Raw genomic sequence first — 13522 nt, forward strand, 5'->3', positions numbered from 1 at the left:
CGGAGGCAACGATGAACGATAAAAAAGCTCAAACCCGCGAACGCATCCTCAAAGCTGCCAGCGCCGCACTGATGCAGCGTGGCCCGGCGGATCCCAGCGTGGGCGAAGTGATGGGCGCCGCCGGCCTGACCGTCGGTGGTTTCTACGCGCACTTCGAAAGCAAGGACGCGATGATGCTCGAGGCGTTCAAGCAACTGCTCAGCCGTCGACGCGACCTGATTGCCGACATGGATTCCGAGCTGACTGGCGAAGAGCGTCGTGCCCTGGTCGCTGCGTTCTATCTGTCACGCAAGCATCGGGATTCCAGCGATGCCGCGTGCCCGATCCCGGCTTCCATTGGCGAACTGGGGCGTCTGCCGGAATCCTTCCGCATCGCACTGAACGAACACCTGGAACTGATGATTGCGCAGTTGGCGTCCAGCCCCGAGGACACCGACAAAGCATTGGCCGATGTGGCGTTGATGGTGGGTGGTCTGGCGCTGGCACGCGCGCTGGGCCCGGGCGATTTATCCGATCGATTGCTGCGCGCTGCCAAGTCGGCGGTGCGTTGACCTGAAGGCAACACGCCTGAGGAGAAAGCGATGAACACGTTGAAGTGGGTTCGTGGCGTTAATGGCACCTTGGGCTGGATTGCACCGCAACGAGTAGCAAGCAAAATGCGTCAGGCGTTCATGACGCCGCGCACGTTGCCGCTGCGTGATTGGGAGCTGCCGCTGCTGGCGAGTGCCGAACGCATCACGCTGCGCTTCGGCCTGTCGGCGCTGCGTTGGGGGCAGGGGCCGGCGGTGCTGTTGATGCACGGTTGGGAAGGGCGGCCCACCCAGTTTGCGGCGTTGATCACGGCGCTGGTTGAGGCCGGTTACACCGTCGTTGCCCTCGATGGCCCGGCCCATGGTCGTTCGCCGGGGCGTGAAGCCAACGTCGTACTGTTCGCCCGCGCCATGCTCGAAGCGGCCGCCGAATTGCCTCCTCTTCAAGCCGTCATCGGCCACTCCATGGGCGGCGCCAGTGCCATGCTCGCGGTGCAACTGGGCCTGCGCACCGAAACCCTGGTCAGCATCGCAGCCCCCGCGCGGATTCTCGGCGTGCTGCGCGGTTTTGCCCGCTATGTCGGCATGCCACCGCGGGCCCGATCGGCGTTCATCCGCCAGGTCGAGCAGGACGTCGGCATGCGCGCCGCGACCCTCGATGTCGCGCACTATCAACTGGATATGCCGGGCCTGATCGTGCATGCCGATGACGACACCTTTGTCTCGGTCAAGGAATCACAATTGATCCACGAATCCTGGTTCGACAGTCGCCTGCTGCGCCTGGAAAGCGGCGGCCACCAGCGGGTGCTGGCCGACCCTCGAGTGGTTGATGGTGTGTTATCACTGTTGGCGGGGCGCAGCCTTCAAGCGCGGCAATCGGCCTGACATCCGTTACACTGCCCCGGTTGAATCATCTGACCGGGAGTGGGGCATGGGCTGGGATCGGGCAACGCCGTTCACCATTGATCTGCAAGTAGGCGCCGAGGACATCGACGGGCTGGGCCACGCGAACAACGCGGTGTACGTGACCTGGCTCGAACGCTGCGCCTGGCGTCACTCGCAGCGTCTGGGACTGGATCTGGTCGAGTACCGGCGCCTGGATCGGGCGATGGCCGTGGTGCGTCACGAAATCGATTATCTGGCAGCCGCCTACGAAGGCGACGAACTGCAACTGGCGACCTGGATCGTCGATTGGGATCAGCGCCTGAAAATGACCCGGCACTTCCAGCTGATCCGCCCCAGCGATAACGCCACGCTGCTGCGCGCTCAGACCACTTTCGTCTGCATCGAGCTGTCCAGCGGCAAACCCAAGCGCATGCCGGCGGAGTTCATCGAGGGTTACGGCCCGGCAATCCAGACTTCAGGGGTAGCGAAAACCTGACCTGTGGGAGCGGGCTTGCTCGCGAAGGCGTCGTGTCAGTCAGCATTCGTTTGACTGATCCACCGCTTTCGCGAGCAAGCCCGCTCCCACAATGATCCCGCGATAAACCACAAAACCTGCGGCAGACCCCAATACCTGTGGGAGCAGGCTCACTCCTGCAAGGGATCTGCGGTTTCTTGCGATATCCAGTAAACTGCCGCACGTTTTTTCTTCCTGAGTGTGTTTTCCCCATGCAAATTGCCCTGGCGCCCATGGAGGGGTTGGTCGACGACATCCTGCGCGACGTGCTGACCCGCGTTGGCGGCATCGACTGGTGCGTGACCGAGTTCATTCGGATCAACGATCAGTTGCTCACCCCGGCCTACTTCCACAAGTTCGGCCCGGAGCTGCTGAACGGCGCCCGCACCCGTTCCGGTGTGCCGTTGCGCGTGCAATTGTTGGGCTCCGATCCGGTGTGCCTGGCGGAAAACGCGGCGTTGGCCTGCGAGCTCGGCTCGGAAGTGATCGACCTGAACTTCGGCTGCCCGGCCAAGACCGTCAACAAATCCCGGGGTGGGGCGGTGCTGCTTAAGGAGCCGGAGCTGCTCAACAGCATCGTCGAACACGTGCGTCGCGCCGTGCCGGCGCACATCCCGGTCACCGCGAAAATGCGCCTCGGTTTCGACAGCCCTGACGGCTCGCTGGTCTGCGCCACCGCGCTGGCCGAGGGCGGCGCCGAACACATTGTGGTTCACGCCCGAACCAAGGTTGATGGCTACAAGCCGCCAGCGCATTGGGAGTGGATTCCGCGGGTGCAGGACGTGGTCAAGGTGCCGGTGTTCGCCAACGGTGATATCTGGAGCGTCGAGGACTGGCGTCGTTGCCGCGAGATCAGCGGCGTCGAAGACATCATGCTCGGACGCGGTCTGGTATCGCGCCCGGATCTGGCCCGGCAGATCGCTGCCGCGCGCGCCGGTGAAGAAGTGGTCGAGATGAGCTGGGCCGAGCTGCTGCCGCTGATTCAGGACTTCTGGCTGCAAGCCAAGGCGCAGATGACCGCACGGCAATCGCCGGGTCGCTTGAAGCAATGGCTGGCGATGCTGACGCGCAATTATCCCGAGGCCACCGAGCTGTTTACCGTGCTGCGTCGCGAGACAGAACCGGATCAAGTCTCGCGTTTGCTGGGTTTGCCGGTCGCCGCCGCAGCCTGAAAAAAATCTGCAAATACTCTCTTGAAATCATTTTGGCGGTCCCTATCTAAGGGTTACGCGATGCCGAATTCGGGTCGCGGAGTCAAAAAACCTTGCTGATTGTTTTCAGGAGATTTGAACCATGAGTACTGCATTTTCCCTGGCACCACTGTTCCGTTCCTCGGTGGGTTTCGACCGTTTCAACGACCTGTTCGAAACCGCGCTGCGCAACGAGCCAGGCAGCACCTACCCACCCTACAACGTGGAAAAACACGGTGACGATCAATACCGCATCGTCGTAGCGGCAGCCGGTTTCCAGGAAGAAGACCTGGAGCTGCAAGTCGAGAAGGGTGTGCTGACCATCAGTGGCGGCAAGCGTGATGCCAACGAAGGCGTGACCTTCCTGCATCAAGGCATTGCCCAGCGGGCTTTCAAGCTGTCCTTCCGCCTGGCTGATCACATCGAGATCAAGGCCGCCGATCTGAGCAACGGTCTGTTGAGCATCGACCTGTTGCGGGTGATCCCGGAAGAAGCGAAAGCCAAGCGCATCCCGATCAACGGAGCGCAGAAGCCGGTTCTGCAATAAGGCCGAGCAAAAAAGAAGGGCGCCACTGGCGCCCTTTTTTGTGCTCGTCATTCGAGCATCTTTTTCAACGCCTCCAACGCCACCGGCCGACTGTGCAGATAGCCCTGATATAAATGACAGCCCAGCCCCTGCAGGAACGCCAGTTGCTCCGGCGTCTCCACGCCTTCGGCAATCACCTCCAGTTCCAGGCTGCGGGCCATGGCGACGATGGCGCGGATGATCTCGGCGTCGTTGGGGTCGGTGGTTGCGTCGCGGATGAATGACTGGTCGATTTTCAGGGTGTCCACCGGCAGGCGCTTGAGGTAGGTCAGCGATGAATAGCCGGTGCCGAAATCGTCCATGGCGAAACTCACACCGAGTTTTTTCAGGCGACGCATCTTGCTGATGGTGTCTTCCAGGTTCTGGATGACGATGCCTTCGGTGATCTCCAGTTTCAGCAGCGAGCAGGGCAGGCCGTGGCTGCTCATGCTGTGTTCGATGCGTTCGACGAAGTCGTTCTGGCGGAACTGCCGTGGGCTGATGTTTACGCACAGGCTGAAGTTGAGCGGGTCGACCAGTTTCAGCGCGATCAATTGTTTGAACGCCTCACAGGCCTCATCGAGGATCCAGGTACCGACCTCCAGAATCAGCCCGCTGTCTTCCAGCACCTTGATGAATTCAGTGGGCGATTGCGCGCCGAGTTCCGGGTGATTCCAGCGCACCAGCGCCTCGGCGCCAATGATGCGGTTGTCCCGCGCATCGACCTGCGGCTGGTAGTTCACGTTGAATTCACCGCGCGACAACGCCAGACGTAAGTCAGTCTCCATGCGCAGCCGTTCGCTGGCCGCCTTCTGCATGGTGTTGTGGTACATCTGCGTGGTGTTGCGCCCGGAATCCTTGGCTCGGTACAGCGCAATGTCTGCGCGTTTGAGCAGGTCGGTCGGGGTCGAGCCGTGATCGGGAATCAGTGCCACGCCGATGCTCGGTGTCACTTGCAGGCGCTGGCCGTCGAGGAACATCGGCTCCGAGAGCAGTTCGCGAATGGTGTCGGCCAGTTCCCGCACTTGTGCACTGACCTCGTTGCGCGTGCCTTCGAGGCCACTGAGCAGCACCACGAATTCATCGCCGCCGAGACGCGCCACCGTGTCCTCCATGCGCACGCTGGCTTCAAGCCGCGCGGTGATGATTTTCAGCACCGTATCGCCGACCGGATGACCCAGCGAGTCGTTGATGTGCTTGAAGTGATCGAGGTCGAGGAACAGCAGCGCACCGCGCAGGTTGTGGCGCTTGAGCAGGGCGATCTGCTGGCTCAGGCGATCCATCAGCAAGGCGCGGTTGGGCAGATTGGTCAGCGGATCGTGATAGGCCAGATGGCGGATCTGCGCTTCGGCGTTTTTCAGCAGGCTGACATCCCGGGCGGTCAGCAGCAGGCACGCGGTTTCGTTGAGGGTGATCGGTTCGATCGACACTTCAACGGTCAGCAACTCACCGCGCTTGTTGCGCCCGAGCATCTCCTGATGGTGCACGCGGCCCTTGATCTGCAGTTCGGCAAGCAGCGCCGAGCGTTGTTTTTCTTCGGCCCAGATGCCGATCTGGTACACGGTTTTGCCCACCACTTCTTCGGCCCGATAGCCGGTGAGGCGGCAGAAACCGTCGTTGACCTCCAGATAGCGCCCGGTGTCACGTTCGGTGATGGTGATCGCGTCGGGGCTGGAGTGAAACGCCTTGGCGAATTTCTCTTCGCTGGCCTTGAGCGCGGCCTCGGAGCGCTGCTGTTGGGTGATGTCGCGCAGGGTGGTGACGATGCAGGGCTGATTGCCGACGCTGATCTGCCGGCTGGAAATCACGCACGTCAGCGACTGGCCGTCCTTGTGCTGGACGATGATTGCGACATTGCTCAGGCCCTGTTCGCGGATCACCCGCTCGATGCGTTGCAGGCTTTTCGCCGAGGCGTCCCACAGGCCGATGTCCTCGGCGGTGCGCCCGATCACGTCGGCGGCGCTCCAGCCGAAGGTCTGGGTGAAGCTGTTGTTGATCTCGATGAACTCGCCGCTGTCCTGGCGGGTGACGCAGATCGGGTCGGGACTGACCTGGAACAGCGTGGCAAATTTCTCTTCGGAGGCGACCAGACGTTGCTCGCGCTCGACCTGATCGGTGATGTCCAGCAAGGTCCCGGCCATGCGCAGCGGCGCGCCGTTTTCGTCGCGGTAGAGGCGGGCGCGGCTTTCCAGATAGCGTGAGCTGCCATCCGCCAGTTGCACGCGATAGGTCAGTTGATAGTTGCCGGCCGGGCCTTCGCGCAGGCTGCGGTAGGCGTCGCGCATGCTGTCGCGTTCTTCGCCGGGAACGCCTTCGAAGAACTCCTCGAACGATTCGTGAAACGGGATCGGCTCCAGCCCGTGCAATTGAGCCGCCCGCGCCGAGCCGTAGAGCATGCCGCTGGGAATGTGCCAGTCCCAAGTGCCGAGTTGCGCCGAGTCCAGCGCCAGATCGAGGCGTTCCTGACTGTCTTTCAAGGCGTGTTCGGCGGCTTTGCGTTCGGTGGTGTCGAGAAACGTGCTGAGCAGATACGGCTGGCCTTCGAGCTCGACCTTCTGCGCGCTGAGAATGCCGTCATGAATCTGCCCGTTGCTGGCGCGGAACTGCACTTCCATGCTGATCAATTCGCCTTTGGCCTTGGTCTTTTTCACCAGTTCTGCGCGTTGTTCGGGGTGTACCCACAGGCCCAGTTCCAGTGTGGTGCGGCCAATGGCGCTCTGCACCGGCCAGCCGAACAGGCTTTCGAAATACTGGTTGGCCTCGCTGATCAGGCCGTCTTCCTGGCGCGTCAGCAGCACCATGTTCGGGCACAGGTGAAAAAGTGTGGCGAAACGTTTCTCCGAGCTGCTCAGAGCCTGTTCGCGCTGGCGCTGGTGGGTGATTTCGCGAATCACCCCGATCATTCGGGGCCGGCCGTTTTTGTCCGGCAGCAGGCTGCCGCTGATTTCCAGCCAATGCAGGCTGCCGTCGGGCCAGCGGATGCGGTGGTGCATCGCCTGTTCCAGCGGGGCGCCGGCAATCACCGCGTGGAAGGCGCGCACGGTTTTCGCCCGGTCTTCGGGCGGCAGCAGGTCGAGATATTCCAGGTCCTGGGGCAACGGTTGACGTGGATCGAAGCCGAACAGCGCCTGAGTGCCCCGTGACCAGCTGATCTGCCCGCGCTCGATGTCCCAATACCAGGCGCCGAGCCGGGCGCCGTTGAGCGCGGCGAGCAATTGCGGCGCACTCTCCCAGCTCTGCTCGGAACGTCGCGGATCAATGGCCTGAATACGCGGCATCGGCGGAATTCGGTCAACAGATTTCGGCATTGTTAACGGGCCTTGAGCTGATGGTGGCGTTAGGCACAGGGACAGCGGCTCTATAGGAGTAGCACAAGTTAGCCGGGAGTCCCTGGCAGATCGATTTGCGCATCCAGCAAGGCCATGAAAGCCCTTGCCGCATTCGACAGCGTCCGTTCGGTGTGCACGATATAGCCTAGCTGGCGACTGAGCTGTATGCCCGGCAAAGGTATGCGCGCCACTTGTTCATCAAGCATGGTGCGGGGCAGAACACTCCAGGCCAGACCAATGGAGACCATCATCTTGATGGTTTCCAGGTAGTTGGTGCTCATGGCGATGTTCGGCGTCAGCCCTTGGGCTTCGAACAAGCGTTGGACAATGTGATGAGTAAAGGTGTTGCCTCCGGGAAAAACCGCCGGATGACCGGCAATGTCCGCCAGGCTCACTGCGCCATTGCTGATCAGCGAATGCTCCGGCGCCACCACGAAATCCAGCGGGTCGTCCCACACCGGCGTGGCTTTGACCAGTGTGTGCGGCTCTGGCGCCAGGGTGATCACCGCCAGTTCCGCACGGCCATGGAGAATCTCTTCGTAAGCCACTTCCGAATCAAGGAACTGAATATCCAGCGCCACCTGTGGGTAGCGGCGGGTGAATTCCCTTAACAGGGGCGGCAAGCGGTGCAGGCCGATGTGGTGACTGGTGGCCAGGGTCAGCCGACCGCTGACTTCGCCGGTCAGGTTGGTCAGGGCACGGCGGGTGTCGTCCAGCACGTTGAGAATCTGATAAGCCCGGGGCAACAGGGCGCGGCCGGCCTCGGTCAGGCCGACTTCACGACCGAGTCGGTCGAACAGCCGCACCTTCAATTGTTGCTCCAGTCCGGCGATGCGTTTGCTGATCGCCGGTTGCGTCAGGTGCAGGCGTTCACCGGCGCCGGAGAAGCTGCCGGTCTCGGCAATCGCGATAAAAGCGTTGAGGTTGGCCAGATCCATGAATCGTATTCCAGTTGGTTATCCAAAGCATAAAAAATATGAATTTGAGTTATTTAATCTAACCCCATAGGATCGGCCTCACAAGCCAAAGGGTTATTGATAAGCCCAGGGCATAGAAACAAGCTGATGAGGAACCGTCTGATGGCCGGCAAAACGCTCTACGACAAGCTCTGGGATTCGCATTTGGTCAAACAGCGCGACGATGGCTCGGCGCTGATCTATATCGATCGTCACATCATCCACGAAGTGACCTCGCCGCAAGCCTTCGAAGGCCTGCGTCTGGCCGGGCGCAAGCCTTGGCGAATCGATGCCAACATCGCGACCCCGGACCACAACGTACCGACCACACCGGAGCGCAAGGGCGGCATCGCCGCGATTGCCGACCAGGTCTCGCGTTTGCAGGTGCAGACCCTCGATGACAACTGTGATGAGTACGGCATTGTCGAGTTCAAGATGAACGACATCCGCCAAGGCATCGTCCACGTGATCAGCCCGGAGCAGGGCGCAACCTTGCCGGGCATGACCGTAGTCTGCGGCGACTCGCACACCTCGACCCACGGCGCGTTCGGTGCCTTGGCGCACGGGATCGGCACTTCCGAGGTCGAGCACGTGCTCGCCACCCAGTGCCTGGTCGCGAAGAAAATGAAGAACATGCTGGTGCGCGTCGAAGGTCAGTTGCCATTCGGCGTGACCGCCAAGGACATCGTCCTCGCGGTGATCGGCAAGATCGGCACCGCCGGCGGTAACGGCCATGCCATCGAATTCGCCGGCAGCGCGATCCGCGACCTGTCCGTCGAAGGCCGCATGACCATCTGCAACATGTCCATCGAAGCCGGCGCCCGTGTGGGCCTGGTGGCTGCGGACGAAAAGACTGTCGAATACGTCAAGGGCCGTCCGTTCGCACCGACCGGCGCGCAGTGGGATCAGGCAGTTGAAGCCTGGAAGGATCTGGTCTCCGATGCCGATGCCAAGTTCGACACCGTGGTTGAACTCGACGCTGCGCAGATCAAACCGCAAGTCAGCTGGGGCACTTCGCCGGAAATGGTGCTGGCCGTTGATCAGAACGTGCCGGATCCGGCCAAGGAGATGGATCTGGTCAAGCGCGACTCGATCGTCCGCGCCTTGAAATACATGGGTTTGACCGCCAATCAGGCGATCACCGACATTCAACTCGATCGCGTGTTCATCGGCTCCTGCACCAACTCGCGCATCGAAGACTTGCGCGCTGCGGCCGTGATCGCCAAGGGCCGCAAGGTCGCTTCGACGATCAAGCAGGCCATCGTGGTGCCGGGCTCGGGTCTGGTGAAAGCCCAGGCGGAAGCCGAAGGTCTCGACAAGATCTTCCTCGAAGCCGGTTTCGAATGGCGTGAGCCGGGTTGCTCGATGTGCCTGGCGATGAACCCGGACCGTTTGGAGTCCGGCGAGCATTGCGCCTCGACCTCCAACCGTAACTTCGAAGGCCGTCAGGGTGCCGGTGGTCGTACCCACCTCGTGAGCCCGGCCATGGCCGCTGCGGCGGCGGTGAACGGTCGTTTCATCGACGTTCGTGAATTGATCTGAAGGAGAGCGCAGCATGAAAGCTTTTACCCAGCACACTGGTCTTGTCGCGCCTCTGGATCGTGCCAACGTCGACACCGACCAGATCATTCCCAAGCAGTTTTTGAAGTCGATCAAACGCACCGGTTTCGGCCCGAACCTGTTCGACGAGTGGCGTTACCTGGATGTCGGTCAGCCGTATCAGGACAACTCCAAGCGTCCGTTGAACAAGGAGTTCGTGCTCAACGCCGAGCGTTATCAAGGCGCCAGTGTGTTGCTGGCCCGCGAGAACTTCGGTTGCGGCTCCAGCCGTGAACACGCGCCGTGGGCGCTGGAAGAATACGGTTTCCGCAGCATCATCGCGCCGAGCTACGCCGATATCTTCTTCAACAACAGCTTCAAGAACGGCTTGCTGCCGATCATCCTGAGCGACGCTGAAGTCGATGAGTTGTTCAAGCAGGTCGAGGCCGAGCCGGGCTATCAATTGCAGATCGATCTGCACGAGCAGACCGTGACCAGTCCGAACGGCAAGGTGTACCGCTTCGAGATCGACGCGTTCCGCAAGCATTGCTTGTTGAATGGGCTGGACGATATCGGCCTGACCTTGCAGGACGGTGATGCGATTGCCGCGTTCGAGGCCAAGCATCGTGTGAGCCAGCCGTGGTTGTTCCGCGACGCGTGATTGATTCGAGATTGATGTAGTCAGGGCCGGCCTCTTCGCGAGCAGGCTCGCTCCCACACTTGAAATGCATTCCCCTGTGGGAGCGAGCCTGCTCGCGAAGACGGCCGCTCAAACAACACAAATGTAGGATGTGACCATGACCAGCACCGCCCAGCACAGTCAGATTGTACAAAAGCAATTCGGTGAACAGGCCGCCGCCTACCTGAGCAGCGCTGTTCACGCTCAAGGCACCGAGTTCGCGCTGCTACAGGCTGAACTGGCCGGGCAGGGCGAAGCCCGGCTGCTGGACCTGGGTTGCGGTGCCGGTCATGTGAGTTTTCATGTGGCGCCACTGGTCAAGGAAGTGGTGGCCTACGACCTGTCGCAGCAAATGCTCGATGTGGTGGCCGCTGCGGCTGTGGATCGCGGTTTTGCCAATATCTCCACGGTCAACGGCGCCGCCGAGCGCCTGCCGTTTGCCGATGGCGAATTCGATTACGTGTTCAGTCGTTATTCGGCGCACCATTGGAGCGACCTCGGGGTGGCCCTGCGTGAAGTGCGTCGGGTGCTGAAACCGGGCGGTGTGGCAGCGTTCATCGACGTGTTGTCACCGGGCAGTCCGTTGTTCGACACTTACCTGCAAAGCGTCGAAGTGCTGCGCGACACCAGCCACGTGCGCGATTATTCTGCCGGCGAGTGGCTGCGGCAGGTCAGCGAGGCCGGGCTGCACACTCGCAGCACCACGCGTCAGCGCCTGCGTCTGGAATACAGCAGTTGGGTCGAGCGCATGCGCACGCCCGAGGTGATGCGCGCGGCGATCCGCCAGTTGCAGCAGTCGATGGGCAACGAAGTACGAGAATATTTTGAGATTGATGCCGACGGCTCGTTCAGTACAGATGTAATCGTACTGATGGCTGAGCGCTAAGAATTTTTCCGGGCGCGCCCTGAGTGGCGCACCGATTGAAGACACGAGGAAAGCATGAGCAAGCAGATTCTGATTCTCCCAGGTGACGGTATTGGTCCGGAAATCATGGCCGAAGCGGTCAAGGTGCTGGAGCTGGCCAACGACAAGTACAGCCTGGGCTTCGAGCTGAGCCATGACGTGATCGGTGGCGCGGCCATCGACAAGCATGGCGTGCCGTTGGCCGACGAAACCCTCGAGCGTGCCCGTGCTGCCGACGCCGTGCTGCTGGGCGCAGTGGGCGGCCCGAAATGGGACACCATCGAGCGTGATATCCGCCCTGAGCGCGGTCTGCTGAAGATTCGTGCGCAACTGGGCCTGTTCGGCAACCTGCGTCCGGCGATCCTCTACCCGCAACTGGCTGATGCATCGAGCCTGAAGCCGGAAATCGTTGCCGGGCTGGACATCCTGATCGTCCGTGAGCTGACCGGCGGCATCTACTTCGGCGCGCCACGCGGCACCCGCACCTTGGAAAACGGCGAGCGTCAGTCTTACGACACCCTGCCGTACAGCGAAAGCGAAATCCGCCGTATCGCCCGCGTCGGTTTCGACATGGCCATGGTTCGCGGCAAAAAGCTGTGCTCGGTGGACAAGGCCAACGTGCTGGCGTCCAGCCAACTGTGGCGTGAAGTGGTCGAGCAGGTCGCCAAGGATTACCCTGAAGTCGAACTGAGCCACATGTACGTCGACAACGCCGCCATGCAACTGGTGCGCGCACCGAAGCAGTTCGACGTGATCGTCACCGACAACATGTTCGGCGACATTCTGTCGGACGAAGCCTCGATGCTTACCGGATCGATCGGCATGCTGCCGTCGGCTTCGCTGGATTCGAACAACAAGGGCATGTACGAGCCGTGCCACGGTTCGGCCCCGGACATCGCCGGCAAGGGCATTGCCAACCCGTTGGCAACGATTCTGTCGGTGTCGATGATGCTGCGTTACAGCTTCAATCTGCACGACGCGGCTGATGCCATCGAGAAAGCGGTTAGCGTGGTACTGGATCAAGGCTTGCGCACCGGTGACATCTATTCGGCCGGTTGCACTAAAGTCGGAACGCAGGAAATGGGTGACGCAGTAGTCGCCGCGCTGCGGAATCTGTAATCTCTCGGGCCCGCTGCGAAATTCAATACAAAGCAGCGGCCCACTTTTCAAGAAGGTGTAGTTGCGATGAAACGTGTAGGTCTGATCGGTTGGCGCGGCATGGTCGGTTCCGTGCTCATGCAGCGGATGCTGGAAGAGCAGGATTTCGATCTTATCGAGCCGGTGTTTTTCACCACTTCCAATGTCGGTGGCCAAGGCCCGTCCGTGGGCAAGGATATTGCTCCGCTCAAGGACGCTTACAGCATTGAAGAGCTGAAAACCCTCGACGTGATCCTGACCTGCCAGGGCGGCGACTACACCAGCGAAGTGTTCCCGAAGCTGCGCGAAGCCGGCTGGCAGGGTTACTGGATCGACGCGGCTTCCAGCCTGCGGATGAACGATGACGCCGTCATCATTCTCGACCCGGTCAACCGCAAGGTCATCGACCAGCAACTGGACGCGGGCACCAAGAACTACATCGGCGGCAACTGCACCGTCAGCCTGATGCTGATGGGCCTGGGCGGTCTGTTCGAGGCCGGTCTGGTCGAGTGGATGAGCGCCATGACTTATCAGGCGGCCTCCGGTGCCGGCGCGCAGAACATGCGTGAACTGATCAAGCAGATGGGCGCGACCCACGCTGCGGTGGCCGATCAACTGGCCGATCCGGCCAGCGCGATCCTCGACATCGACCGTCGCGTGGCCGAAGCCATGCGCAGCGACGCGTACCCGACCGAAAACTTCGGCGTACCGCTGGCCGGCAGCCTGATCCCGTGGATCGACAAGGAACTGCCGAACGGCCAGAGCCGTGAAGAGTGGAAGGCCCAGGCCGAGACCAACAAGATCCTCGGCCGCTTCAAGAGCCCGATCCCGGTCGACGGTATCTGCGTGCGCATCGGCGCCATGCGTTGCCACAGCCAGGCGCTGACCATCAAGCTGAACAAAGACGTGCCGATCGCTGATATCGAAGGGCTGATCAGCCAGCACAACCCTTGGGTCAAACTTGTGCCGAACAACCGCGACATCAGCATGCAGGAGCTGAGCCCGACCAAGGTCACCGGCACCCTGAACGTACCGGTGGGTCGTCTGCGCAAGCTGAACATGGGCTCGCAATTCGTCGGTGCCTTCACCGTCGGCGACCAACTGCTGTGGGGCGCGGCCGAACCGCTGCGTCGCATGCTGCGGATCCTGCTTGAGCGTTGATCGCTTGATGCAATGAAAGAACCCGTGCCTTGTGAGAGGTGCGGGTTTTTTTATGCCTCAGGTTTCGCGTTGTCTGGTCTGACGCCTTCGCGAGCAAGCCCGCTCCCACCCTTGAACTGCGTTCCCCCTGTGG

12 protein-coding genes are annotated in these 13522 nt (G+C 61.3%); 10 read left to right on the forward strand and 2 right to left on the reverse strand.

The window, feature by feature from the left end; all coding sequences use genetic code 11:
- The first annotated feature begins 11 nt into the window (after positions 1-11).
- The 5 genes from H043_RS0108710 to H043_RS0108730 all read left to right on the forward strand — a co-directional run bounded on the left by H043_RS0108710 (position 12) and on the right by H043_RS0108730 (position 3666).
- Positions 12-551 carry a TetR/AcrR family transcriptional regulator gene (locus H043_RS0108710; protein WP_007969225.1) on the forward strand — a complete coding sequence of 180 codons (540 nt, stop codon included), beginning with the start codon at positions 12-14 and terminating at the stop codon, positions 549-551.
- Between the two features lie 30 nt (positions 552-581).
- A complete protein-coding gene (locus tag H043_RS0108715) occupies positions 582-1415 on the forward strand; it encodes an alpha/beta fold hydrolase (protein ID WP_027611524.1) in 834 nt (277 codons plus the stop codon).
- 46 nt (positions 1416-1461) lie between these two features.
- Complete coding sequence (locus H043_RS0108720; protein ID WP_027611525.1) at positions 1462-1911, forward strand: thioesterase family protein; 450 nt, start codon at positions 1462-1464, stop codon at positions 1909-1911.
- Between the two features lie 230 nt (positions 1912-2141).
- Complete coding sequence (locus H043_RS0108725) at positions 2142-3101, forward strand: tRNA-dihydrouridine synthase (RefSeq protein WP_027611526.1); 960 nt, start codon at positions 2142-2144, stop codon at positions 3099-3101.
- Positions 3102-3222: 121 nt separating this feature from the next.
- The gene (locus tag H043_RS0108730) at positions 3223-3666 is read left to right on the forward strand and encodes an Hsp20 family protein (RefSeq protein WP_007969230.1); all 444 of its coding nucleotides are present in this window, start codon (positions 3223-3225) and stop codon (positions 3664-3666) included.
- Between the two features lie 47 nt (positions 3667-3713).
- On the opposite strand, the gene H043_RS0108735 is transcribed toward H043_RS0108730, so the two are convergent.
- Together H043_RS0108735 and H043_RS0108740 are read right to left on the reverse strand one after the other, a co-directional pair.
- Positions 3714-6992: a PAS domain S-box protein gene (locus tag H043_RS0108735; protein WP_027611527.1), complete on the reverse strand. Its 3279-nt coding sequence runs from the start codon at positions 6990-6992 to the stop codon at positions 3714-3716.
- A 68-nt stretch (positions 6993-7060) separates the two neighbouring features.
- A complete protein-coding gene (locus tag H043_RS0108740) occupies positions 7061-7951 on the reverse strand; it encodes a LysR family transcriptional regulator (protein ID WP_007969232.1) in 891 nt (296 codons plus the stop codon).
- Between the two features lie 141 nt (positions 7952-8092).
- Here H043_RS0108740 and leuC point away from each other — a divergent pair, with 141 nt between their 5' ends.
- From leuC to asd, 5 genes are all read left to right on the forward strand, one after another.
- Positions 8093-9511 carry a 3-isopropylmalate dehydratase large subunit gene (gene leuC, locus H043_RS0108745; protein ID WP_027611528.1) on the forward strand — a complete coding sequence of 473 codons (1419 nt, stop codon included), beginning with the start codon at positions 8093-8095 and terminating at the stop codon, positions 9509-9511.
- 13 nt (positions 9512-9524) lie between these two features.
- On the forward strand, positions 9525-10169 hold the full coding sequence (leuD, locus tag H043_RS0108750) for a 3-isopropylmalate dehydratase small subunit (protein WP_007969234.1): 645 nt from the start codon (positions 9525-9527) through the stop codon (positions 10167-10169).
- 136 nt (positions 10170-10305) lie between these two features.
- Complete coding sequence (locus H043_RS0108755) at positions 10306-11073, forward strand: class I SAM-dependent methyltransferase (protein ID WP_027611529.1); 768 nt, start codon at positions 10306-10308, stop codon at positions 11071-11073.
- Positions 11074-11127: 54 nt separating this feature from the next.
- Positions 11128-12210 carry a 3-isopropylmalate dehydrogenase gene (gene leuB, locus H043_RS0108760; protein WP_027611530.1) on the forward strand — a complete coding sequence of 361 codons (1083 nt, stop codon included), beginning with the start codon at positions 11128-11130 and terminating at the stop codon, positions 12208-12210.
- Positions 12211-12276: 66 nt separating this feature from the next.
- Entirely contained in the window at positions 12277-13389 is a 1113-nt protein-coding gene (gene asd, locus H043_RS0108765; protein WP_003226428.1) for an aspartate-semialdehyde dehydrogenase, read from the forward strand.
- Positions 13390-13522 lie beyond the last annotated feature (133 nt).

The organism is Pseudomonas sp. URIL14HWK12:I6 (assembly GCF_000514195.1).
GTDB lineage: Bacteria > Pseudomonadota > Gammaproteobacteria > Pseudomonadales > Pseudomonadaceae > Aquipseudomonas > Aquipseudomonas putida_A.